Raw genomic sequence first — 24,669 nt, 5'->3', positions numbered from 1 at the left:
ACGATGCCTACAAATGAAACGTTAGAAGAACGAGCGAAGAAAATTGCTTCTGGTGGTGCGGAAAAATATCATAGCAAGAACGCAGAAAAAGGGAAAATGTTCGTCCGTGAACGTTTACAGCTTTTGTTTGATGACGACATCGATATCGAAGATGCTTTTTTCGCCAATTGCCAGGATGAATCCCTTCCTGCTGACGGCGTGGTCACAGGAATCGGGCGAATTAACGGAGAGAAAGTATGCGTGATGGCTAACGATTCAACCGTTAAAGCAGGATCCTGGGGTGCGCGGACAGTTGAGAAGATTATCCGGATCCAGGAAACCGCATTAAAACTAAATGTCCCTATGCTTTACCTTGTAGACTCGGCGGGGGCAAGGATTACCGATCAGGTAGAGATGTTCCCTAACCGCCGCGGAGCGGGACGTATTTTCCATAATCAGATCAAACTATCCGGCCGCGTGCCACAAGTCTGCTTACTATTCGGACCATCCGCAGCGGGCGGGGCTTACATACCTGCCTTTTGCGACATCGTCGTGATGGTCGATGGCAATGCATCCATGTATTTAGGATCTCCACGTATGGCAGAAAAAGTCATCGGTGAAAAAGTGACACTTGAGGAAATGGGCGGTGCGAATATGCATTGTTCGGTCTCCGGATGCGGAGATGTGCTGGCTAAAGACGAAAGTGATGCGATTGCCTATGCCAGAAAGTATTTGAGTTACTTCCCGCAGTCCTACCGGGAACTTCCGAAAAAGGCAGATTCGAGGGAGCCTGCTCCTTTTGAGAAAAGTGTGGAAGAACTGATTCCTAAAAATCAAAATGCACCCTTTGATATGTACCAGTTGATTGATCGTCTCATTGATGATCATTCGTTCTGCGAAATCAAGAAAAAGTTTGCTCCTGAACTCATTACCGGGCTTTCAAGAATTGAAGGACGGCCTGTGGGGATTATCGCTAACCAGCCGAGAGCAAAGGGAGGGGTTCTATTCCCTGATTCTGCGGATAAAGCGGCGAAATTCATCCAGCTCTGTGACGCCTTTAATATTCCACTACTGTTCCTTGCTGATATTCCAGGGTTCATGATCGGAACAAAGGTTGAGCGAGCAGGGATTATCCGTCACGGTGCGAAAATGCTTTCTGCTATGAGTGAAGCAACGGTACCGAAAATTTCTGTTGTAGTCCGCAAAGCATATGGAGCAGGGCTCTATGCGATGGCAGGGCCGGCGTTTGAGCCAGATGCGTGTCTAGCCTTGCCAACAGCACAAATTGCTGTCATGGGGCCGGAAGCGGCTGTGAACGCCGTGTATGCCAATAAGATTGCTGCGCTGCCTGAAGAGGAGCGACCGGCTTTCATCAAGGAAAAGCATGAAGAATACAAAGAGAACATTGATATCTATCGGTTGGCTTCTGAGATGGTCATCGATGACATCGTTCAGCCGAATAAGCTGCGCGAAGAGCTTTCCACCAGATACGATGCCTACGAAACAAAAGACGTGTTGTTTACTGAAAGAAAACACGGCGTCTATCCGGTCTGACAAAAAGGTTCCTGGACAACATTGGTCCAGGAACCTTTTTTATTGGATACGACATGTTAATAGAATGATTTCTAGCAACCTCATACAAAAGGGTGGTACTTCTTACGTTGACGAAAGATTTTGACCAATGCTCCTTATTTGCTCAATGCTTTCCGGGTTGACAAGTGCACTCAAGTCACCGGAAGGGTGGTTCAAGTATGCGGATTTGATGGCACGTCTCATCACCTTGGCATTTCTTGTTTTAGGCAGGTCATCGACCACAAAGATTTTTTTCGGGGAGAGAGCCTTCCCTAGTTTTTGATTCAGAATCATCGTTAACTCTTCTGTTAGATCTTTTGTAGGCTTGGTATCGTTAAGGACGACGAAAGCAATGGGTTCTTCTCCCTTTATCTCATGAGGGACTCCGATAACTCCGGCTTCTATAACTGATGTATGTTTAACGAGAACAGACTCGACTTCCGTCGGACCTAGACGCTTTCCAGCAACGTTCAAAACGTCATCAGATCGTCCGGTAATCGTATAGAATCCTTCATGGTCTTTAATCACCCAATCCCCATGCACCCACGTATCATTGAAGCGGCTCCAATATGTCTTTTCATAACGCGCATCGTCTTTAAAAAAACTCTTCGTCATCCCTACCCACGGGGATTTGATTACCAGTTCGCCAACTTCATTGATGAGGGGCTCTCCTTTTTCACCATACACATCAACATCCATACCTGGAAGAGCAGCATTGAAGGTTACCGGTTGAATCGGTTTGACAAGTACATTCCCAAGGATTCCACCTGAGACTTCTGTTCCTCCTGAATAGTTGAAAATGGGAACTCGTGAATCTCCCGCATGTTTAAAAAGCCAATGCCAAGGCTCCGGATTCCATGGTTCACCTGTCGATCCAATAAGCTTCAAGGATTGAAGGTCATGTTTCTCCAGCCAGTCTTTCCCGTGCTTCATCATTGTGCGGACTAGAGTCGGGGATATTCCTAAATGGGTCACTTGATATTTCTCTACAAGCTTCCATAAACGGTCGGGTTCTGGATAATCAGGAGTACCTTCGAACATTACGATGGAAGCCCCATTAACTAATCCTCCATACACGAGGAAAGGTCCCATCATCCACCCCATATCTGTGTACCAGAATAATGTATCTTTATTTGTGACATCCATGCAGATGCCAGCATCAAAGGCAGCCTTAACAGGAAAGCCTGCATGAGTATGGACTGCTCCTTTTGGTAGACCCGTCGTTCCAGAAGTGTAAATGAGCATAAAAGGATCGTTCGCTTTTTTTACTTTCGTCTTGTAAGTGGCTTTATTCTTTTTCAAATCACTCCAGCGAACATCACGAGGTTGTTTATTTTCCATTTTCACTCCTGTCCGTTCTACGACGAAAACATGCTCTAAAGAAGGGCATTGATCTGCCACAAGGTCCGCCTCTTCTTTCATTAGCACCGTTTTTCCTCTACGGTAAAAAGCATCAGCTGTTATCAGCGCTTTCGAATGACTTGCATGAATTCTTGTAGTGACGGCATCAGCTTTGTAACCAGAGAAGGCAGGAGAGAAGATTGCACCGATCTTTGAGATGGCCAGCATAGCAATGAGGGTCTCAGGGAGCATGGGCAGATACAAAGTAACAATATCCCCTTCTGTAATTCCATAGCTCTCAAGACCATAAGAGACAGCATCCACTTCCTTTTGCAAATCTTTAAAAGAGTAGGAGGCTGTATGGCCATTATCTCCTTCCCAGTATAGAGCGATATCATTTTCTTTAGAAGGATGACTCGCCCATCGATCCAGCGCTAAGTGAGCAACATTCAACTCTCCACCTTCAAACCATTCAGGGTACATAGGTCCCTGTGTTTGATTCAGTACCTGCTTATAAGGGGTGTACCACTCAATACCGAGCTCCTTGACTGCTTCGTCCCAAAACCATTCGATATCATCGATGGATCTAGAATGAAAGTCATCATAGCAGGTGAAGCCATGTTTTTTCATCCACTGGAATAATCGTGTTGCTTGTTTATATTCTGCGGTAGGAATCCATGCGTTGGTGTATAAAGCCATGAACGTTCCTCCTTTTTCAGAATGTTCTTGTTTCTATTATAACGGAATCGTTCTTTCGATTGAATTGATGGAACAATAGAAATATTGTCGAACATTGCAAATTTCGTGAAACTTTAATAGAGTTGTAATCGTTATGTAATATAACCCCTTTTGTTACATAAATAGGGAATATAAAAAGAGGAGTGATCATTTGTTTGAAGGTGCGTTACTGTTAGTCATCTTAGGTGTGATTGGAGCGGTGGTGCTTGTTGGTGGAATCATTACTTTCATCATCTTCCGCATGCGTTATAAGACGGCCAGTTCGAATGAAGCATTGATTGTCACGGGACCAAAGCTTGGAGATCCGGAACAAGAGAAGAATGTATTTGAAGACGATAACGGACGGTCGGTCAAAATCATTCGTGGTGGGGGGTACCGCCTGCGAATGTTTCAGACAGCGACCCCGATTGATTTGACATCCTTTCAACTGCAGGTCAACTCAGACAAAGCCTACACAAAGGAAGGGATTCCGGTTAGAGTTGCTAGTACTGCTGTGATTAGTATTGGTAGTGAGCTTGAGATCATGGCCAATTTTGCTGAGAAATTTCTTGGTAAAAAACAGAAAGAAAGAGAATCGGAATTGAAAGATGTGCTGAATGGTCATTTGCGTTCCATCATCGCATCGCTTCCTATTGAAAAAATTTATAATGATTTCAAAGAAGTCAACACACAGGTGAAAAAAATTGCTGAATCCGATTTAAAAGGCATGGGCTTTGAAATCACTTCTTTCGCATTGAATGATGTGGAGGATGTAGATGTCGAGAATGGATACATCGACGCACTCGGTCGTCCTCATATTGCTGAAGTGCAAAAGAAAGCAAACATGGCAGAGTCCGATGCGACGAAAGAAACGCGCATTTACCAGGCGAAAAACGACCAGGAAGCACAGGATGAAGAAAACCGCCGTTTGACTGCAGTTGCGGCATCTACGAAAGAAAAAGACATCAAAGAAGCGGAATTCCAGACGGAAACCAACCGAGCCAAAGCTAACGCAGACCAAGCGGGAGAATTAGAGAGGCAGAAACTTGCCCAGCAGATTAAGGAAGAAGAATTAAAGGTTCAGTACATTGAGAAGCAGAGAGCGGTCGAGTTGGAAGAAGAAGAGAACAAACGACGCCGTTCCATCGCTGATGCTGAAGCTTACGAAGTGACTAAACGAGCGCAGGCAGAAGCTGATAATGAACGTATCAAAGGGGAATCCCAAGCGGAAGTCATTCGACAGCGAGGAATGGCTGAAGCGGAATCGAAAGAGCGTATGGCTAAAGCGATGGAACATTATGGCGAAGCGGCTATCATGGAAATGCTCATTAACGTATTGCCTGACTATGCAGAAAAAGTCTCCGCACCTATTAGTCAAATTAAGGATATGAAGGTTATTGATATGGGCGGTAGCGATTCGCGTGGAGGTTCTGCGAAAGTAGCGAACAGTGTGACCTCGACTATGCTTGGCATCCAGGAATCTTTAAAAGAAACGACAGGCATGGATCTGAAAGCGATGCTTGAAAGTTATGTATCAAGAGGAGCTGTCCATGAATTTGGACAAAACAACAATTCTGATCATGAATGGAAGGAAGCGGCTGCTACGAAAGAAGAGCAGGAGCCTAATGAAGAAGGATCCTCCATTACAGAAGGTCAGGAAGAGGAAAAGTGATTGCTCAGCCTGCAGGACTTGTTGTTCTGCAGGCTTTTATTGTAAAGTAGGTTTGAAGCGTTCTTCATTTGGGGTAAATAGGTTTGAGGTCTCACAAGCATATCTCTACATAGAATCGACGGTTTAACAAAGAATTAATTGTTTCAAAATTAAATTAATGGTAAAGTCAAAAACGTAGAGACCTTGACTTTGTCCGTCTTCGAACGACGAACGATTAGTAAGGAGATAGGATAGTCATTAGAGTCATTCTATTTTGGAATACGAGTATGCAAGACGTAACTAGGAGGTAGATTATGAGAATTATTGTAGCAGGGGGAGACGGTTTTTGCGGTTGGCCAACGGCACTATACCTATCCAAACAAGGACATGATGTAACCATCGTAGATAATTTAGTACGCAGAAAGTATGATGATGAACTACGTTCGAACTCAGTTACACCGATCGCATCACTGGAAGACCGGGTAGCTAAATGGAAAGAAGTTTCAGGAAAAGAAATCAAAACGTTCATTGGTGACTTGAACCATTATGATTTCTTAAGTGAAGTTTTCCGTCAAACGGAACCTGAAGCATTCGTTCACTTCGCTGAACAACGTTCGGCTCCATATTCAATGATCGACCGTGAGCATGCGGTATATACACAAACAAACAATGTCATGGGGAACTTGAACGTTCTTTATGCCATTAAAGAATTCGCTCCGGAATGTCACCTGATTAAACTGGGTACAATGGGCGAATATGGTACTCCTAACATTGATATTGAAGAAGGTTATATTGAAATTGAACATAAAGGACGGAAGGATACCCTTCCATATCCAAAACAACCTGGTTCCTTCTATCACCTGTCTAAAGTACATGACAGCCATAATATTATGTTCGCATGTAAAATCTGGGGCATACGCGCCACTGACTTGAATCAGGGAATCGTATACGGTTTACATACAGCCGAAACGCGCCAGGATCCAATGCTCGTAAACCGTGTAGACTACGATGGCGTATTCGGTACAGCTCTAAACCGTTTCGTCAACCAGGCAGCGATCGGGCATGACATCACGGTTTATGGTTCAGGAGGGCAGACACGCGCGTTCCTGAACATTGAAGACACAGTAAGATGTGTAGAAATCGCCGCTGAGAATCCAGCAGACAAAGGTGAATTCCGCGTATTTAACCAATTTACAGAATGGTTCTCTGTACAGGATCTTGCAGAACGTGTACAAAAAATCGCAAAAGAAGAAGGTCTTGATACACAAGTGAAACAGATTGAGAATCCTCGTATCGAAAATGAGGATCACTATTACAACGCTGTGAATACAAAACTGCGTGACCTTGGTCTGGAACCTCACTTGTTGACAGACGATGTCATTCGTGACATTTTGCGCACAGCTGTCGATAATAAAGACCGAATCATTGAAGAGAACGTATTGCCGTCAATCACTTGGAAGTAAGGAGTTTTCCGCTTTGAAAATCGCCATCATTACAGAAACATTCCTACCATCAACAGATGGAGTCGTCACTCGATTAAAAGAGTCCATCAAATACTTGAGAAGCCAAGATCATGAAGTCGTCGTCATTGCTCCAGACTTTGGTGTGACGGAATATGAAGGGGCGGTCGTCGAAGGGGTCAAAACGACAAGAATGCCTTTTTACAGGTATCGAGAATTCAGTTTACCACAACGGAGGGTCAAGGATTTGTTAAAAAAACATGATCCTGACCTCGTCCATGTGGTGAATCCTGCTCTCGTAGGGGTATCAGGCGTCTATTACGCTGATAAACTGAACTATCCACTAATTGCTTCTTATCACACTCACGTCCCTAAATACTTGGATTACTATCGTTTATATCCATTCAAGCCTCTTGTATGGTGGTATTTTAGAAAATTACACAACTATGCAGATGTGAATTTGTGTACTTCAAGAGCCATTAAGACAGAGCTGGATGAGAAGAACTTTCATAATGTGAGTGTATGGGACCGTGGGGTGGCTGTTGATCACTACCACCCTCGGCATAAAAACGAAGAAATGAGGGACCGCTTATCTGCCGGCAGGAAAGAGAACAAGCTTCTTGTTTTTGTCGGCCGGCTGGCTCCCGAAAAAGAAATTCATAAAATTATGCCCTTGTTGGAACAGAGGGAGGATATCTCTCTTGCCATCGTTGGAGATGGTCCTGTGAAAGATGAATTAGAAGAAACTTTCAAAGGTACCAATACAGTGTTTACCGGGCTGATGCACGGGGAAGAGCTAGCTCAAGCTTTCGCTTCTTCTGATGCACTTATTTTTCCATCAGTCACAGAAACGCTTGGCCTTGTCATCCTGGAATCTATGGCTTCTGGTCTGCCTGTCATCGCAGCAAAAAGCGGTCCGACCATGGAGCAAGTGGAAGATGGCAAAACCGGGCTACTGTTTGAAAATGAGAACACGCACAGCATGATTCAAGCGATTGAAAGACTGGAAGATGAGGAGTTGTATCAGACACTTTGTAAAAATGCACGTCAAGAAGCAGAAAAGTATAGCTGGCAAAAACCTTCCGAGCAGATCCTCGAATATTATTACAAGACGTTAAAGGTCTTCGATGAGCAAGCAGCAACAACGTCAAAAAAATCAAAGGTTAAAGTCACAGAGTAAATACTCTGTGACTTTTCTTTTCGTTTGTCTACATAGTAATAACTCCAAAACATAAAACACCGCAACACATCAAATGAGAACAGATGTTCTGACCCCCGTAAAAACAGCACATTTTAGCTCTTTTTCTATTCATACTTAGTAGTAACTCCGAAATATTGTAAAAAAACAATCAATAAAACGCTAGCCATTTTCCCGAATAACAGAAACCTAGATGGTCATTTATTCAATACACAGCAGAAGAGGGGAGACAGCGCGAAAATTGTTATAGTCTCTAGAGAAAAATGTGAATTTTTATTTAGAATTAACCAGTCGTATTGCCGTGATCGTATGTATTCATAAGCGCATAGACAAAGGTCTGAGGATTCAATAGATGTAAGGGCTTTTTTATATAACATTCAAATAAATGAGAGACACTGAACATAAATGTTAGATAGTCATCATGTTAGTTTAGAAAATATTCTAATGAACCAGTTTTTGAGGACAAAGAAAAAGTAAGGTCTAATAAATTTTTACGCTGGATATTAAAAAGTCAGTTCAAAAGTTTAAAAAGCTTCGGTGTAGATTCATTAAAGAAAATTACAGCCGTTAAGAAAGTCATAATTTTTTGGTGATACAAATGTGTTTATAATAAATCATTAGTGCAACCAATCAAGATCCTAAAAAGTTCATGTTGATATCCGTTCATTTTTTTATTTTGTCTCAGTATCATAAGTATACTTAATAATTGAGATGAAATATTCATTTCTCAAATGACTCAGTATAATAAATATTATGTAAACTAGAATTAAAAATAAAAATACATAGTCTATTGATCATACTTAACCTCTTTTATTCCAGGATCCCCTACGCCCTCAAATCTTAATTGAATAAAAAGAATAAGCGTTTCTAAGAACCTGTTCTAAAACTTCGTTATCCTATTTTGACTCAGTTGTTTTTCATACAAATATGCAGCGATCTGATTAACGGTTGTTTCACACTGAAAAGCTGCTTCTTTGTTCAATCAGATCGCTGCTTTCTCGAAACGCTTCAATTGTTCAGAAGTTGCGAAAACAATTAACAAATCATTCTCTTGAAACGTTTCGTCTCCTTCTGGATTACTTATAATTCTGTCCTTCCGTTTTATTGCAACGATATTAACACCATAAATTCTTCTTATATCCGATTCTTTTAATGTTTGATTCAATAATGGCGAATCTTTAGGAATGTGAATTTCTTCAATGTTGTAATCATTGAGGGTGTCATGGAGAATTGTTTCAACGTAATCAACGCTTACCGGTTTTGTAATCGCCGTTGCCATACGTTTTCCTCCTATATTGGAGGTGTTGATCACTTTATCGGCTCCTGCTCGATAAAGCTTTTCTTCTGAAAAATCTCTTTCTGCTCTAACAACTGTATAAAGAGACGGATTCATCCCTTTTACTGTCAAAGTTATAAAAACGTTATCTGCATCATCAGGAAGAGTGACAATCATACCCTTAGCCCTGTCAACGCCAGCCTGAATCAATACACGATCCTCCGTGGCGTTTCCTTTAACGTATAGGACATCTTCAGGTAATTCATTTATGACATTCTCATCATTCTCAATAACAACCAATGGTTGATTCTCATGCCGTAATTGTTGAAAAACCTGCTGTCCCACGCGGCCGTAACCACACAATATAATATGTTGATGCAGATCTTGTATCTTTAATCTCATTCTCCTCTTCCTCACTTCACTTGATAGTTTACCGCCTATAATGGCGCCTGCCAGTTGAGCTAACATGTAAGTTGTCAGACTTATGGCACTCGGAATTAAGACTAAGGTAAGGATTTTTCCTCCTGTTGATTCCGGCGAAATGTCTCCATAACCAATAGTTAACACGGATACAATGGTCAGCCATAAGGAATCAAAGAATGCCAATTGTTCGAAAAACATATACCCGAAGATTCCTAGGGATATTAAAATGTGCAAGAGGATAATCGAAACCACAATTTTTCTGTATTCCATTAACTCACCTCTTCTGAGACCCTGAGATTAGACCTACTTCTCAATCATACCAATATTCTTAGTAAGAATCCCACTTCGCAACATTTAATTTTGACGATTTGTCATGATTGTAAAAAGCGATTCAACTGAATCCTGTTCGAATTGTTCGTAAGCACCCCTCAGAATCGAACATATGTTCTTGGGTGTGGAAAATAGCACTTCCTCTTTGTTTTTTTCTGAAATTTTAGCTAGGATAAAGATATAAGTAGACAAAGGAAGATGTATATGAAGAAATTGTTTCTTTTTATAAGTACTTTATTTTTCGCATGGATGATAAAGCCCAAGAAAGTCCTTGCACCTCTGAAACAAGAACATGAACACCTTTATCCAGGTACAAACCTAACCATTATACTAGGGGATTTGCTGTTTTCTCCAATAGGAAAAAAAGAATCGCGTTATATAGGACATGTTGGGATTGTAACCAAAAATAATACAGTCATTCATTCCATTCCTTCAGGAGTCATACAAAATCAAATGGAAGCTTATTTCAACAAATTCAGCAATATACGCATCTATTCAGCCCTTGATACTAAATCTGGAGAGGCTGCTGCTGATTACGCGGTAAAGCTTCAAAAAGAGAACCCTATGGCCACCTATAAAATATGGACGCCTATAGGCAGGACGAACGTGGAGCAATATTGTACAAAGATCGTGTGGCAAGCTTACCAATTTGGTGCAGGTGTCAATTTGGGTAAGGTTTCTCCTTATGCAAAATCTGTCCATCCTGAGCGGTTAAAAGATCGCAGGTATCTATTTAAGAAATAAAACACGCTCATCCTTATCTATTGGATGAGCGTGTTAAATATTGATGGAAATCGGATTCTGAAATAATTTCAATGGGATATCCCTGGCTTAGCAGTGTTTCTGCTCTCTCGAGTTTACTTGTTTTTTTGCCATTTTTATATCCTTCGAACGTTTGTTCGCCAACAACTACAAAGTTTGTATTGGATTCAATCGAAGTATGAAGTTGTGCACCTAAATCAACGACTTTTTGGCTAGCTTCATCCCTTTTCATTTCTTTTAACTTTCCAGTGAATACAATAGCCGCATTATAAAAAGGGTGTCTGGGATCAAACTGTTGGGTTGCTGCTACATAGGAAGAGGGATGTACTTTTTTAACCCGTTTCTTCTTATTTATTCTTGCAGGCTCATAGCCCCCATCAAACATCATCCCATTCGTTGTCCCTGTCTTTTCTATAAGGTCCTTAGCATCAGTTGCTCCAAGTTCTTCTTTCGCTGACATAAGGATATGCGCAGAAGCTTTCGCGTCTTCTAACGCATGGTGGTGACTGAATGTAAAACCAAGATGACTGGAGACAATGTTCAACTTGTATCTCGGCAGCTGCCACGTTTTCTTGGATATATTGACGGTGCAATTATAGGCAAGCATCGGGTAGCTTAGGTTGTATTGATCTAAAACCGCACGCAGCACCCCCATATCGAACTGAGCATTATGAGCAACGACAAACTTCCCTTCCAGCCAAGACCTGATCTCGCGCTCCCATAACACATCAAACTCCTCAGCGTCCTGAACGTCGCTTTTAGTTATGCCGTGTACACGGATATTGATAGGAGCGAAATAGTTTTTCTGTGGTTTCACTAACCTGTAATATTCTCTTTTTATACGGCCCTGCTCATATTCCACCATACCAATGGAACAAACAGAACCTCTTGAAGCATTTGCTGTCTCAAAATCAAGAGCTACAAAATTCATGTCGATCTCCTTTATTTATAGTCTTATCTTTATAATAAATGGGCGACCATTGGCTCGTCTATTGTAAAGGCTTGCCTTTCAAAATTAATCTAATGACGGAATATTCCTCGTTTGAAAAGCAAAAGATAGTACCCAAGGAGGCGTCTAAAGATGGCTTTTGATTATGCAGAACTGCCGAAAGAAAAACTGCAAAAGGTAAAAGAGCTTGAAACACAATTGAGTGTTGTTTTAATCGCCTACGATGCCAAGTATAAAGATTAAATAAAAGACGCCGAACCCGGCGTCTTTTTGTTTAATATGCATGTCGTTAATTTTTATAAATCGTTAATTTTTCTTCAATAGGTGTCCGTTTTTTCTGCTTTGGCTGCTGCTCAAAGAAGCCCATATGAATAAAACCTACAATTTTTTCTCCAGGTTGAACGCCTAAAAGATCACGGACTTTCGGTTCGTGGATTTGAGGGTTGGTTTTCCAACATACACCTAATTCACGTTCCCAAGCCAGCAGTTGGAAGTTTTGAAGCATGCTGCTGATGGCACCGAAATTTTCTTCCCACTGCTTTTGGCGAGGGTCTTCGTTCATGATTGCTATAAGAAAAGCCGCCGGCTGGCTGAAGTAGTTTCTACGGTTTTCCTGCATGTCTCGAGGAAATGTTTGTACAAGAGATTCCACGAATTCTTCTTTTTCGTGAGAAGGAATGAAAATGAATCTCCAAGGTTCACGTAAACCGTGTGTGGGTGCCCATCTCGCATCGTCTAACAGTTCAGTAACCAGTTCTGTAGGTACCTCTTTATCTAAGTATCCACTCTTCACCGAGCGACGCTCACGAATAATTCTTGCTAATTCTGTTTTTGTCTGTTCCATACCTCTCACCTACGTATCTAAAGTTTTATTTACGGTAATGATAATCGTTCTCAATGATTTTGTCAAGGCTTTATTCTTTAATACGTGACTCTTAACTACTTGGTGCACACACAAAAAAGCTACCTTGAAAAAGGTAGCTTCTTGAATCTCTTACTTTAAATTCCCAGCAATTTCTTCTGCAAAACGTTCTGCTGAAAGAGGACCGGCAAAGGTACCCATATCTCCCGGAAGCTTATACGTACGGTTTTCTTCTACAAAGTTTAAATTCGTCCAAGCGGGGTTGTCCTCCAAATTATCAAAAATAGGATCGTCATCCTGAACAAGGTAGAAGAAATGAGAATCTTGATAATTTTGAAGGGACTCTACATCAGAATTCATAAACCCATAAATTTCAGGTTGTTCGGTTTTAACAGCATTATTGATCCCCATTTGATTGAGTACGCCAGCTATTACGGAATTGTCGGTAAATAACCTCATTGTAGGAGTGTTTTGAGAAGTAAAGGCTTGGGTTACAACCGCATCCACTTGACGAGCGTTGCCAATTCCTTCACCCAATTCGGTCATTCTTTGTTCCATTTGTGTTAGGTATTTTTCAGCTCCTTCTTCTTTTTTGAAGATCTTGCCCATTGTTTTAAACTCATCTTTTAGGTGTTGATACTGATCACTTGCACCTTCCTCGGAATACGGTGCAAACATGATAGTAGGAGCAATCTCATTCAATTGCTCTTCAAATCCTTCGTGTCGGTATTTAGCACCTATGATTAAATCAGGATTCAGTCGAGAAATGGCTTCAAAGTTCGGTTCAGAACGCGTACCGACATCCTCCACTTCATCTGCAAGCGGCTCACCTACATTAACCCACTTGTTGTATCCCTCTTTATCTGCTACTCCAACGGGCTGAATATGTAAGGGCAGCAAATGCTCAACATAGGACCACTCTAAAACGACCACTCGTTCCGGTACCCCTTCAATTTCTACTTCTCCTGTGCTTCCTTTAATCGTTCTTGTTTCTTCTGAGCTTGAGGAATTAGAAGATGTAGCTCCTTCATTCGATACCTCTTCTCCACATGCTGTTAAGAGAAGAACAAACAGTAATATTGATAGCATCTGCCATCTCTTCATAAGAAAACTTCCTTTCGCTAAATTAATTGATAAAGATTATCATTATCAATAACATTGTAAAGGAATATGTGTTCTCCGTCAATGAGATTCATTATCAATAGCAATAAAAAAGAAGGATGAATTCACCCTTCTTCTTTAAACAAATATAAAAACTCACTGTAACCACGTTTCTTCATCTCCTGCTTTGGAATAAAATCCATAGCTGCACTATTCATACAGTATCTCAATCCCGTCGGTTCTGGTCCGTCTTCAAATACGTGTCCAAGATGATTATTCCCCTGTTGACTTCTTACTTCTGTTCTCATGCCGAATATCCCTGGATCATCCTTAGTCGTGATGTTTTCCTCCAGGATGGGTTTTGTAAAGCTTGGCCATCCTGTACCCGATTTATATTTATCTGTAGAGCTGAACAAAGGCTCTCCTGAGAGAATGTCTACATAAATCCCCTCTTTCTTATTGTCCCAGTAGGCGTTATCAAAAGCTTTTTCTGTCCCGTCTTCTTGTGTGACTTCATATTGGATATCTGTCAGTTTGCTTTTTAATTCTTGCTCAGAATATTCAACAACCTCACCGTTATATAACTCTATTTTCTTCCCAGTTTCAGAATCACTTGTTATAGAAGCTCCAGAATTCTTATTGAAAAAGAAAAGGACGCCGACACTCAATAGTAATAGAATGCTGATTGCTACAGCTGTCATTTTTTTCATTCCTTCTCCTCCCTAAAAAAAGAATTTACAATTTCATTTTACCATGCGAGCTTATGCTCAAGTAATTTCAATGCTCATCCTACATAAACAGAGTTATGAAATCAGTGATTTTCGTCAATCCTAAGAAAAGGATATGAATGGAGGGATGATAAATGAAAACTGTAACCTCAATACTGGCGGTAAGCCTCATCCTCATAAGTGGATGTATGGCTGATACGAATGAAGAGCAAAAGATGAATTATGAGCAACAACAATTATCTACGCCCCCTACCAACGATTCAATCAATGATATGAATTATGATACGAATGAGAAAGTGGATAAAGCGAGAAAAGCTCTTCCGTTCAAACAATTTGATTTGGAAATTGATTATGTAGATACACTTTCCTATGAAATTCAGTACGTTTCGAATGAATCTCATACCCGTGCTGTTATTCATGAAATCGGTGAAGAAAAGATCTCAGGAGAAAAAGCTCTTGATCAACTATCTCCTCATTTTATGGAACTCAGTTTTGATGAAGATTCATCTGAACAAGAAGTGATTGAAGATGTTATACAGGTTTTTGGCCTTGATGACACATATAAAGAATTTACGTTGAGGGTGATCTACAGCAACGGCGTAGAAGCTGAGTATGAGGATTAAAAGATAAAAAAAACAAGCACCTTTGTTAAAATCCTTAGGTGCTTGTTTTATTTTTTATATAGTTTCGGAGTTACTACTAAGTTTTAAGTGCGATCGTGGTTGATCACGGTTTTTCCATTCTCTTGAATGATTTTTCTTTCTTTCATCAATTGTCCAAGGGCTCGTTTGAATGCTGCCTTACTAATTTTGAAGGTTTTTCGTATATCTTCTGGATCACTTTTATCATGAAGGAACATGACACCATCGTTTTCTTCTAAATATTCATAGATAACCTCTGCATCTTCTTTCATCCCCTCTTGTTTTAGAGGGCGAAGAGAAAGGTTGATTGTCCCATCTTCTTTCACATCAATGACCCTGGCTGTAATTGTCTCTCCAAGTCTTGGCTCTTCTTTTCTTTCACTTGGGTGGACGAATCCTCGGTATCCTTCTCCAGTTAATACCGTTGAACCTGCTTTGGTAGCTCGGTAAACACGCGCGGTCACTTCTTGTCCAAGTATTTCTTTCTGAGCAGGTTCCAAATCATCCATGACTTCTTGTTCAGAAATAGGTTCTGCCAAAAGCCGGCCTTTTTTATCTAGTTCCAGACTGACAAATAAGTGATCCCCCTCTTTTGGCCAGACGGTTTTTAGAAGAGGTAAATGATCAGAGGAAACAAGAATATCCTTATTATTTAGACCAATATCTACAAAGACGCCCATATTCGGAACGACTTCTACGACTTCAGACCAGCCATAAGTATCTTTGGTAACCTCAGGAATTTCCATGGTCGCAGAAGCTTGTCCTTTTTTATTTTCATAAATGAACATGTCTCTGCTTTCATCCAATTCAATCTCTTCTGTTACATCTTCGTCCGCAAGTACAAATTCTTCATTTTGGATATGGACGATGAAGCCTTCTGTAATTTTCTTTTTTATCTTTCCTTGTTGGATTGTTCCCAATATATTGACATCTTTCATGTAATTTCATCCTTTTTCGTGACGTAATGATATTTATTATAGCTTACATCGATTCATTTTAAAACGGTGATTTATAATAATTGAAAAAGCGCGGCAAGTGCCACGCTTTGTAGTGATTAATACCACCAAGAAGCTCCTACAATAATAAGGAGAATAAACAAAACAACGATTAGCGCAAAGCCTCCACCATATCCTTTACTCATTCCAATTCCCCCCTTTACTTCTATATATGAAGCATGGCTGGAATCGGTATGGGTGAAAGGCTGAGCCCACTATTGATTAGGCGGATCTGTGGATTATTGATTGGAGTAAAAGTCAGGATTATTGTAGACTCAAGTTTGTATGTTTGAAGCGGAGGAGGCGGGTAATGAATCGTTTTCGAATCATAGCTTTTTCTTAATATGGCAGAAAGTCCTGCTTATCGCGTTACTGAGTTTTTTCAATTGAGAGCATAGCTTTACTTTAGTTTTACTAATCCTGGAACAATTGAGCGATTCTATTATAGGATTTTTTCTTTTCCTCAAAATCGAATATATTTGTAATGATCAAAAACTCGTCTGTACCATAGTATTCAGACAGTTCTTCCAATTGAGTTTTCACCTGGTCTGGGTTTCCTATGATGCAACGTCTTCTATTTTTGCTAATCTTCTCCATTTCTTCTTCCGTATAAGAATAATTTTTGGCCGCCTCCAAAGAAGGTACACGTGTATCAAGACCTTTTTCCACACGAAGTAACCAGAGATCCTGGCTTTTTGCAAGCTCCTCTGCCTCTTCTTCTGTTTCTCCACAAACAACAAATATACAAACATTAACCATTGGTTCGTTCATATCCGAGTCTTTGAATCGCTCTCTATAGGTAGCTATGGATGCCCTTCCGTGATCAGGGTTGATGAAGTGACCAAAAGTGAAGCCTGTTCCGTTTAGTGCTGCATGTTTAGCGCCTCGCTCAGTCAAACCGAGTACCCATAGATCCGGTTGATGTTCCGTATTCGGACGTGCTTTTACTCCATAGAATCGGTCATCTTTAGGAGTGGTTTGTTGTAAAAATTGTTTCAGCTCTTTCACTTGCCTGGAAAAAGAACTGAGTGGCTTTTCAAAACCATCAGTGAGGGCGAGCCTTGTCTTTGGCCCACCACCTGGGGAACGGCCCAGTCCAAGATCTATTCTTCCAGGAAAAAAAGCTTCAAGCATACGGAAATTTTCGGCTACTTTCAGTGGGCTGTACTGTGGAAGTAAGACACCACCGGAACCGACCCGTATGGTTGTTGTTGATTGGGCAATCATGGATATAAGTATCTCAGGAGACGTACTGGCCAGACCATTAGTATTGTGATGCTCAGCCACCCAATATCTATGAAATCCTAATTTTTCTGTGTATTTAGCTAATTCCACTGATTGTTGTAACGCTTTTTGAGCAGCCTCTCCCTCGGATATCGGGCTTTGATCAAGCACACTTAATTTCAATGACAGCTCACCTTTCCTTTATCTGTATACATCGGCCATAATTTGTTTTAGTATTTGCATCTGTTCTTCAAATAACAATTTATATCGTTTCTTTAATACATCAAATTCTTCTTTGCCGTCATCCGTAAGATAATACCAGTACACTTTTTGTCTTTTCTTATCATGTGATTTGTAATCTTCCTTACGGTATAATAATCCTTGCTCTGTCATTTCATGTAGGGTATCAAGTAATGTAGAAGGTGCGGGTATCCAATTTTTCGTAAGTTTTTTGAACTCTGCTTTAAAGTGTTCACTGATCATTGGCTGATGAACTTGTAACAGGTGCATGATATAAAACTTCGTAAATTGCGCGGCACTCATGTTTAAAGCGAATCGTTTCGGATTGTTTTTATGAGACAAAATCATCCACCCCTTGTCATAAAATGGTCTTTCTATCATTTTACAACAAAAGATGGATGAATTGTCCAATCATACGCACATTCGTTCGCTTAGATGTTGTTTTTTTATTTTTTATTCGGAGTTACTACTAAGTTTGAAGTAGAACTTATTTACATACTTGAAAGGCAATTTTCCCGAAATTTTTAGAGTCCTGAATGTATTCAAAAGCTTCTTTATACTGATCCATTGTAAATATCTTATCTACTTGTGGTTTTATTTTGTATTCACTAATAAAACGAAGCATCTCCCGCAATTCCTCTGCACTCCCCATCGTCGATCCAAGCAAGTTGTACTGTCCATAAAAGAATTGACGGATGTTGATGGTCACTTCATCCTCTGTTGTAGAACCGAACGTGACAATGGTTCCTCCCTTGCGTACAATTTCCAATGATTTATTGAAAGTGGCGTTCCCAATCGTTTCAATAAGCAAGTCGACTTGTTCAGATGCCAACGCTTTCTTCCAGTCTTCTTCTGTTGAAATAGCTACATCTGCTCCAAGCTTCAAGGCTTCCTCTTGTTTACTTTCTGATCGGGAGGTCACAATGACTCGTGCCCCGATCGCTTTCGCAAACTTCAGGCAAAAGGTAAGGACTCCACTGCCAATGCCCGGCAGCATGATTGTTTGATCCGCTCGTAGATTCCCTCTTGTAAACAAGGCTCGATAAGCAGTCAATGCCGCTAGGGGAAGCACACCTGCTTCTTCAAAAGACAAATGCTCTGGTTTTTGCTCAAGATGATCCTCTGTACACGTGTAATATTCTGCAAAGGTCCCATGATCAGGAAGACCGACAATTTCAAATCCTTCAGGAGGGGCATCACTGTTTCTCTGCCAGCCAAGACCAGGATTGACAATGACCTCGTCTCCTTTTCGAAACTTGGTGACGTTCTTCCCTACGGTTTCTACAGTACCCGATGCATCTGAACCGGGTATTAAAGCAGGGTCATCCGCTTTATGACGTTTCGTAACTACTGCCAAATCTCTCCGGTTCATTCCTGCTGTATGTACTTTTACTCTTACTTCATTGTCTCTGATTTGTGCCTCCGGTATCTCGCTTACTTTCAAACCTTCCAGCCCCTCTTTTCCTTCGTGAACAATTGCTCTCATGCTTACCTTCTCCCTTCCTATTACAATTGTCTTTAGTCTATCAATAAGTGCTTGGAACTCAAAATAAACCGCACTAAAAAACTCCTTTCTGCATCCACAGAAAGGAGTTTTTTTACGATTATAAAATTAGTCAACGAGTACTTGGACTTTAACCGTTTTTCTACCGAAGTCAAGAGCATCTTCACGGGAAGGCATGAAAACATCAATACGGTTGCCGTTGATGGCACCGCCGGTATCTCCAGCGATTGCAGTTCCATAACCTTCGACATATACTTTAGAGCCAAGTGGAATGACATTCGGGTCTACAGCGATAACTTTTTGGTCTGGGTTCGCACGCAGGTCAATTCCGGTAGCTGTGACACCACTGCACCCTGTGCAATAAGCCGTATAAGCTGTGGCTTCAGCGGTAAATTCTTTAATTACATCGTTACTTGTATCCTGACTTGTGCTTGTTTGAGTTGCTGTTGATGTGCTATTGCTGGAATTACTGCTGGAACTATTGCTTGAGCTGCTGTTTGAGCTCGGAGCTGATGTTTGTACAGCCTGTCCATCAACTTTGAACTGGTCGCCAGGATGAATGAGGGTGGAAGTCAGGTTGTTCCACGCCATCAGTTGATCCACTGAGATATTGAATTTTTGAGAAATGGCGTACAACGTGTCTCCAGACTTCACTGTGTAAGTGGATGTGTTGGAAGACGTAGTAGAAGAAGGTGTGCTGGATTTAGACTCGCCTGCTACTGTTAATGTTTGGTTAGGATAAATTAAATTTGATTGTAAACCATTCCATGCTTTCAAGTTCTGAACAGTGACGTCATATTTTTGGGAAATTCCCCAAAGTGTATCCCCTTGATTGATTTTATATTCCGTTTCGTGGGCACTTGCCGTAGTGGCGAATGCTCCCGTTAATGCGACAGTTGCTACAACAGAAAATACAGTTTTTTTCATGAAATTCTGCCTCCTCTTGATTGGTCGATCCCTATGTATTTAGGTGATCCGTTCACAATTACAAGATTAACAGAATCTCAGGATAAATTAAGAACAAACAAGCAACAGTTTAGTTGCAAACATAACATCCATGTTTCACAGCCATTACAAAAGGAGCATTTGTACCGCGAAACGGCCAAAAATGCCCTTCTTCTGCTACCCTTCGTCAACATTCAACAAAGCGGAGGTTTGCCTATTCATAGATTTTTTTACCCGAAAATGATAGAAAAAAACATATTCTAGCGAAAAAAAGCACAGATCCACTGGAATCTGTGCTTTTGTCTCATCCTTATTTAGCTGCTACTTGCTTTTGAACTTCCGGGTCATTCAAGAACTCATCATACGTCATTTCTTTATTGACAATCTTTCCATTAGGCGTAATTTCAATAATACGATTAGCAATGGTCTGAATGAATTCATGGTCGTGGGAAGCAAAAATGACCGAACCTTTGAAATTGATCAATCCTTTGTTCAAGGATGTGATGGACTCAAGATCGAGGTGGTTGGTCGGTTCATCCAAAAGAAGAACGTTTGCTTGAGAAAGCATCATTTTAGAAAGCATACAACGCACTTTCTCTCCACCTGAAAGGACATTCGCTTTCTTAAGCGCTTCTTCTCCGGAGAACAGCATACGTCCAAGGAAGCTGCGCAGGAACGTTTCTGTTTCATCTTCTGGTGAATACTGACGAAGCCACTCGACAAGATTTAAATTCGAACCTTCGAAGAATTCCGAGTTGTCTTTAGGGAAGTAGCTTTGAGATGTCGTTACACCCCATTTATAGGTTCCCTCGTCCGGCTCAACCTCTCCCATAAGGATCTGGAAAAGAGTCGTTTTTGCTACTTCGTTTGATCCCACAAGGGCCACTTTATCGTCTTTATTAAGGGTGAAGCTGACATTGTCCAATACTTTCTCACCATCTACCGTTTTCGAAAGGTTTTCAACTGTCAGCAAGTCATTACCAATTTCACGTTCCGCATTGAATGCAATATAAGGATACTTTCTGGAAGATGGTTGAATATCATCCAGCGTAATTTTATCGAGCAGTTTCTTACGGGAAGTCGCTTGTTTGGATTTGGAGGCGTTGGCACTGAAACGTGCAATGAACTCTTTCAAATCCTTAATTTTCTCTTCTTTTTTCTTATTCTGTTCGGAAGCCATTTTTTGCGCTAATTGACTGGACTCATACCAGAAGTCATAGTTTCCGACATAAACCTGGATTTTTCCAAAGTCAAGGTCTGCGATATGTGTACAGACATTGTTCAGGAAGTGACGGTCGTGGGAAACCACAATGACTGTATTCTCAAAATCAATCAAGAAGTCTTCCAGCCATTGGATCGCTTTAATGTCCAGGTGGTTGGTCGGCTCATCGAGAAGAAGGACATCCGGGTTTCCGAAAAGCGCTTGTGCAAGTAGAATCTTCACTTTCTCTGATCCTTGCAGTTCACTCATCTTCTTATCATGGAGGTCTTCCCCAATGCCTAAACCTTTTAATAGACGGGCAGCGTCAGAATCCGCTTCCCATCCATTCATTTCAGCGAATTCGCCTTCCAGTTCCGCCGCACGCATGCCATCTTCTTCTGAGAAATCGCCTTTCATATAGATGGCATCTTTTTCTTTCATCACTTCATATAGACGTGTATGACCCATAATAACGGTTTCAAGCACTTGATATTCATCATATTCGAAGTGGTTCTGTTTCAAGACGGCCAAACGCTGGTCTTTTTTCAAACTTACATCACCAGTCTGCGCCTCGATCTCACCGCTCAGAATCTTCAAGAATGTAGATTTGCCTGCACCGTTCGCACCAATGAGGCCATAGCAATTCCCCGGTGTGAATTTTATATTTACGTCTTCAAACAACTTTTGGTCGCCGAATCGAAGACTTACATTGTTTACTGTTAACATGTGATAATCCTCCAGTACTCTCGTTTCTTTACCATAGAAATTATATCATTCTTCAGCGTTGTATGATAGCCGTCGGCAAGATTAAAAATATCCGCGTTCTCTACCCCACTCAAGAAATAAATCATAGTCTTCATATACCTTTTTCTCATAATGGTCGGCCCAGACACAGAGTTGCTGGCGGAACCTCTTCTTCTCTGACCCAACCGCTTCCATGATGCTGTCTTCACTATGATAGTCAAGTACACCTTCAGCAATATCCACATCAGCCCTTGCATGGATTTTCGCACTCACTTTAGCCATTATCTTTACTGTCTTTTTGACAGACTTAAGCTCGAGTAAATGCTTCTCTTTCACATCTTTGGAAAAGGGAGAGCGTTCCCGCACATAAAAATCCTTTCCATCCATGGTGAAAAAGCCGAGAAAAGGATCGGAAAGGTGGTGCATCGCCTGTTGCGTGTGAATGACTCTCCTTCCCTGATGTTTGTGATCATTCCAAAATGTCTCATCATAGGGAAAGAAATAAGCAGGTATTGGGGTTCGTGCTTCTTTTGCTTCAAGGATGATATCATCCTCATGGTCCTCATTACATGAGCCTTCAATAAGAATGTAATACCTTTTCAAACCAGTCGATCCAATTCCCGCTCCTGTCTTTTTGACTACATCTTTGATCCGGTAATAATCCTTCGCCTTCTTTTTCTTTCCATCCAGCGAATGATAATAGTCGTCCCACGCTCTTTCTAACAATCGTCTCTCGTGTTTAGGAACAGAAGTCAGCTTGTCCTTCCCTATATCAAAAGATCGTATGGAATCATGGTTGATGATGGTCTGCTTTTCCAGTTCGTGTGACAAGCTTCTTTGCTCCGCTTTTTTTATCGCTTTTTTGACAGGCCCTTTTGTGGATTCTTTCGTGAATTGAACTTTTTCAGGACTTAATTCACGATCATGATAGGCTTGCATTTGTTTTACGTAGGTTTTCAAATATCGCTGAACCATCTCATCCTTAGCCTCCTCATCATATGAAAGGGAGTTCATCATCAGGCGAATACTAACGACCATCCTTAAGACGTCATAAAGATAAGACCCAAGATAACCTTCATCGAAGTCATCCACATCGAAGACAATCTCTTTGTTTTCATTTTGGAAGACACTGAAATTATTGAAATGTAAATCTCCCATGATCCATGTCGGTCTGTCCGCCGGTGTATGGAAGGTAAATGGCAGCTCTGTCGTATCATGAAAGAACAAATAGGCACTTCCTCTAAAAAAGCTGTACGGATCTTCTTTCATTTTACTGTACTTCTTTTTACGCTCTTTCTCCGTCAATCCCATTAAATCCTCATCAAACTTGTCTAAAACGGTAGAAAGCGAATCCTTTCTCAATCGTTGTTTGGTTTCACGCATCTGTTTTATTTTTGGGTCCATCATCTACCCTCCCTTGAATATAAGAAAAAGCGATTGCCTTAGAAGCAATCGCTTTTTTTATTATGACTCTGCTTTATAGTACAAACTATTGTTCTCTACAACTTGCAGTACTTTGTTTTCTTCTTCCATATCACTTCCGCACATTGGACACTTCTTATTATTATTGGTTCTGAAGTTGTCTCTCATCCAACAGTTACAGTCCTCGGAAGTACAAACCCAAATCTTTGTATCTTCTTCTTTAATCTCAGCCTGATTTTTCTTTCCGAAAGCCATCGGCGTAGCCCCCCCCTTTAGAATGTCATGATATAAAAGAGACTGACCTTCAAAAGCCAGTCTCTTTCTATTTTTTATTATAGTTTCGTGACGTTTGCAGCTTGTGGTCCGCGATTGCCTTCTGTCACTTCAAACTCTACAGCTTGACCTTCTTCTAGAGACTTGAAGCCTTCTTCGTTGATCGCGCTGAAGTGTACAAATACATCATCTTCACCTTCAACCTCGATAAAACCAAAACCTTTTTCCGCGTTAAACCACTTCACTGTACCTGTTTTCATAGGGATGGATCCTCCAATGTTTCAAAAATTAATATGCGTTTTGCAATAAAGAAAAAATCACATATTATAAAAAGTACCAATAAGATTGATCACTCTTTATAATAGGTGATTGGAAGTGCGAACTTCTGAATATTGGTAAATTTTATCCTTTTATACACTATACTATGACTCACCGGTGAAGTCAAGCAGAGCGCGCGATTAACCGTTACACGACTAGTATATACAGTGAGAAGGCGAATTATTCCATTCCGTCAAGAACTTTCTATAATGGCACATGCGATTCGTTTCCCTGCGTTTCCGCTTGGCTGGGACTGGTAGTCATCAGGTCCTTCATGGATAATTACTGATTTTCCAATGATGTCTTTCACCTTAAAGCGATCCGTAAAAAAAATCATCCTTGCTCTTCCTTGATTGGAAAACAACACAGGAAAGTCGCCTGCATGATTCCCATGCGGCTGATCGTCTGGATTCCAGTGACCACCTGCAGAGACGAAAGGGTCTTTGCCATCCCCAATTTCGCATACCCCTTTTTCATGAATGTGAAATCCATGAGGTCCAACCTGTTTGCCGTTTTTTGTTTTCTTAAAGTCAGGCAGTCCTTCTACCTGGACGAAAATTTCGACCCCGTAGGGCATTTGGTAAAATTGGATGGTTCCTTTCAGATTAGGAGCAAGTGGACTGCTTAAAAATTTTGCCTGCGCCGTTTCAGAAGCATACGTTTGTCTGTACGGACCGTTTTGGATATACAATGAATAAAATCCTCCTTACTTTTTATGATGCTGACCTCCGCTTCCCCTTCATACCAATAGCAGTGGCACAACAAATCCCCCTGTTCCGAGGAGGAGGAAGAAATCCTTAGAAGAGGGGGATG

General features: G+C 41.0%; 23 protein-coding genes. 6 read left to right on the top strand and 17 right to left on the bottom strand.

Annotated elements, in window-relative coordinates:
• Window positions 1-3 precede the first annotated feature (3 nt).
• Window positions 4-1,533 (top strand): acyl-CoA carboxylase subunit beta, encoded by a 1,530-nt coding sequence (locus VKA52_RS19700; protein WP_326317094.1) that lies wholly within the window; start codon window positions 4-6, stop codon window positions 1,531-1,533.
• Window positions 1,534-1,635: 102 nt separating this feature from the next.
• Here VKA52_RS19700 and VKA52_RS19695 read toward each other — a convergent pair whose 3' ends face one another.
• Entirely contained in the window at window positions 1,636-3,591 is a 1,956-nt protein-coding gene (locus tag VKA52_RS19695) for an AMP-binding protein (protein ID WP_326316932.1), read from the bottom strand.
• A 190-nt stretch (window positions 3,592-3,781) separates the two neighbouring features.
• On the opposite strand from VKA52_RS19695, the gene VKA52_RS19690 reads away from it, so the two are divergent.
• The 3 genes from VKA52_RS19690 (at window position 3,782) to VKA52_RS19680 (ending at window position 7,900) form a co-directional block, all read left to right on the top strand.
• Window positions 3,782-5,281 (top strand): flotillin family protein, encoded by a 1,500-nt coding sequence (locus tag VKA52_RS19690; protein WP_326316931.1) that lies wholly within the window; start codon window positions 3,782-3,784, stop codon window positions 5,279-5,281.
• A gap of 293 nt (window positions 5,282-5,574) precedes the next feature.
• Window positions 5,575-6,723 carry an NAD-dependent epimerase/dehydratase family protein gene (locus VKA52_RS19685; protein WP_326316930.1) on the top strand — a complete coding sequence of 383 codons (1,149 nt, stop codon included), beginning with the start codon at window positions 5,575-5,577 and terminating at the stop codon, window positions 6,721-6,723.
• A 13-nt stretch (window positions 6,724-6,736) separates the two neighbouring features.
• On the top strand, window positions 6,737-7,900 hold the full coding sequence (locus VKA52_RS19680; RefSeq protein ID WP_326316929.1) for a glycosyltransferase family 4 protein: 1,164 nt from the start codon (window positions 6,737-6,739) through the stop codon (window positions 7,898-7,900).
• Window positions 7,901-8,900: 1,000 nt separating this feature from the next.
• Here the strand turns inward: VKA52_RS19680 and VKA52_RS19675 are convergent.
• Entirely contained in the window at window positions 8,901-9,887 is a 987-nt protein-coding gene (locus VKA52_RS19675; RefSeq protein WP_160913399.1) for a potassium channel family protein, read from the bottom strand.
• 264 nt (window positions 9,888-10,151) lie between these two features.
• Here VKA52_RS19675 and VKA52_RS19670 point away from each other — a divergent pair, with 264 nt between their 5' ends.
• Window positions 10,152-10,691, top strand: coding sequence for a YiiX/YebB-like N1pC/P60 family cysteine hydrolase (locus VKA52_RS19670; RefSeq protein ID WP_326316928.1), 540 nt, complete (start codon window positions 10,152-10,154; stop codon window positions 10,689-10,691).
• Window positions 10,692-10,704: 13 nt separating this feature from the next.
• Here the strand turns inward: VKA52_RS19670 and VKA52_RS19665 are convergent, their stop codons facing one another.
• The 4 genes from VKA52_RS19665 to msrB form a co-directional block, all read right to left on the bottom strand.
• Window positions 10,705-11,640: an exonuclease domain-containing protein gene (locus VKA52_RS19665; RefSeq protein ID WP_160913402.1), complete on the bottom strand. Its 936-nt coding sequence runs from the start codon at window positions 11,638-11,640 to the stop codon at window positions 10,705-10,707.
• Window positions 11,641-11,947: 307 nt separating this feature from the next.
• Window positions 11,948-12,502: a nitroreductase family protein gene (locus VKA52_RS19660; RefSeq protein ID WP_160913404.1), complete on the bottom strand. Its 555-nt coding sequence runs from the start codon at window positions 12,500-12,502 to the stop codon at window positions 11,948-11,950.
• Window positions 12,503-12,652: 150 nt separating this feature from the next.
• Complete coding sequence (locus tag VKA52_RS19655; RefSeq protein WP_326316927.1) at window positions 12,653-13,624, bottom strand: ABC transporter substrate-binding protein; 972 nt, start codon at window positions 13,622-13,624, stop codon at window positions 12,653-12,655.
• A gap of 122 nt (window positions 13,625-13,746) precedes the next feature.
• Window positions 13,747-14,331, bottom strand: coding sequence for a peptide-methionine (R)-S-oxide reductase MsrB (gene msrB / locus VKA52_RS19650; protein WP_326316926.1), 585 nt, complete (start codon window positions 14,329-14,331; stop codon window positions 13,747-13,749).
• Window positions 14,332-14,483: 152 nt separating this feature from the next.
• Between msrB and VKA52_RS19645 the strand changes: the two genes are divergently transcribed.
• Window positions 14,484-14,972 carry a YusW family protein gene (locus VKA52_RS19645; RefSeq protein WP_326316925.1) on the top strand — a complete coding sequence of 163 codons (489 nt, stop codon included), beginning with the start codon at window positions 14,484-14,486 and terminating at the stop codon, window positions 14,970-14,972.
• 83 nt (window positions 14,973-15,055) lie between these two features.
• Here VKA52_RS19645 and VKA52_RS19640 read toward each other — a convergent pair whose 3' ends face one another.
• From VKA52_RS19640 to VKA52_RS19590, 11 genes are all read right to left on the bottom strand, one after another.
• Window positions 15,056-15,928, bottom strand: a complete 873-nt coding sequence (locus VKA52_RS19640; RefSeq protein WP_326316924.1) for a CvfB family protein — start codon at window positions 15,926-15,928, stop codon at window positions 15,056-15,058.
• Window positions 15,929-16,044: 116 nt separating this feature from the next.
• Window positions 16,045-16,131: a YjcZ family sporulation protein gene (locus VKA52_RS19635; protein ID WP_008640034.1), complete on the bottom strand. Its 87-nt coding sequence runs from the start codon at window positions 16,129-16,131 to the stop codon at window positions 16,045-16,047.
• 268 nt (window positions 16,132-16,399) lie between these two features.
• Window positions 16,400-17,392, bottom strand: coding sequence for an LLM class flavin-dependent oxidoreductase (locus tag VKA52_RS19630; protein ID WP_326316923.1), 993 nt, complete (start codon window positions 17,390-17,392; stop codon window positions 16,400-16,402).
• An 18-nt stretch (window positions 17,393-17,410) separates the two neighbouring features.
• Window positions 17,411-17,797, bottom strand: coding sequence for a helix-turn-helix transcriptional regulator (locus tag VKA52_RS19625; RefSeq protein ID WP_237417461.1), 387 nt, complete (start codon window positions 17,795-17,797; stop codon window positions 17,411-17,413).
• Between the two features lie 139 nt (window positions 17,798-17,936).
• Window positions 17,937-18,935: a zinc-binding dehydrogenase gene (locus tag VKA52_RS19620; RefSeq protein WP_326316922.1), complete on the bottom strand. Its 999-nt coding sequence runs from the start codon at window positions 18,933-18,935 to the stop codon at window positions 17,937-17,939.
• A 126-nt stretch (window positions 18,936-19,061) separates the two neighbouring features.
• Window positions 19,062-19,880, bottom strand: a complete 819-nt coding sequence (locus VKA52_RS19615; RefSeq protein ID WP_160913419.1) for a 3D domain-containing protein — start codon at window positions 19,878-19,880, stop codon at window positions 19,062-19,064.
• Window positions 19,881-20,208: 328 nt separating this feature from the next.
• Window positions 20,209-21,825: an ABC-F family ATP-binding cassette domain-containing protein gene (locus VKA52_RS19610; protein WP_160913421.1), complete on the bottom strand. Its 1,617-nt coding sequence runs from the start codon at window positions 21,823-21,825 to the stop codon at window positions 20,209-20,211.
• 81 nt (window positions 21,826-21,906) lie between these two features.
• A complete protein-coding gene (locus VKA52_RS19605) occupies window positions 21,907-23,247 on the bottom strand; it encodes a DUF2252 domain-containing protein (protein ID WP_160913423.1) in 1,341 nt (446 codons plus the stop codon).
• A 60-nt stretch (window positions 23,248-23,307) separates the two neighbouring features.
• The gene (locus VKA52_RS19600; protein WP_089652505.1) at window positions 23,308-23,520 is read right to left on the bottom strand and encodes a cold-shock protein; all 213 of its coding nucleotides are present in this window, start codon (window positions 23,518-23,520) and stop codon (window positions 23,308-23,310) included.
• Between the two features lie 77 nt (window positions 23,521-23,597).
• The gene (locus VKA52_RS19595) at window positions 23,598-23,798 is read right to left on the bottom strand and encodes a cold-shock protein (RefSeq protein WP_027954344.1); all 201 of its coding nucleotides are present in this window, start codon (window positions 23,796-23,798) and stop codon (window positions 23,598-23,600) included.
• 251 nt (window positions 23,799-24,049) lie between these two features.
• A complete protein-coding gene (locus VKA52_RS19590) occupies window positions 24,050-24,547 on the bottom strand; it encodes a superoxide dismutase family protein (protein WP_160913425.1) in 498 nt (165 codons plus the stop codon).
• Window positions 24,548-24,669: the final 122 nt, after the last annotated feature.

This window comes from Halobacillus sp. HZG1, from assembly GCF_035818575.1.
Classification (GTDB): Bacteria; Bacillota; Bacilli; order Bacillales; family Halobacillaceae; genus Halobacillus; species Halobacillus litoralis.
Note: the sequence above shows the minus strand (reverse complement) of the source record. Positions and strands in the feature narration are given on the sequence as shown.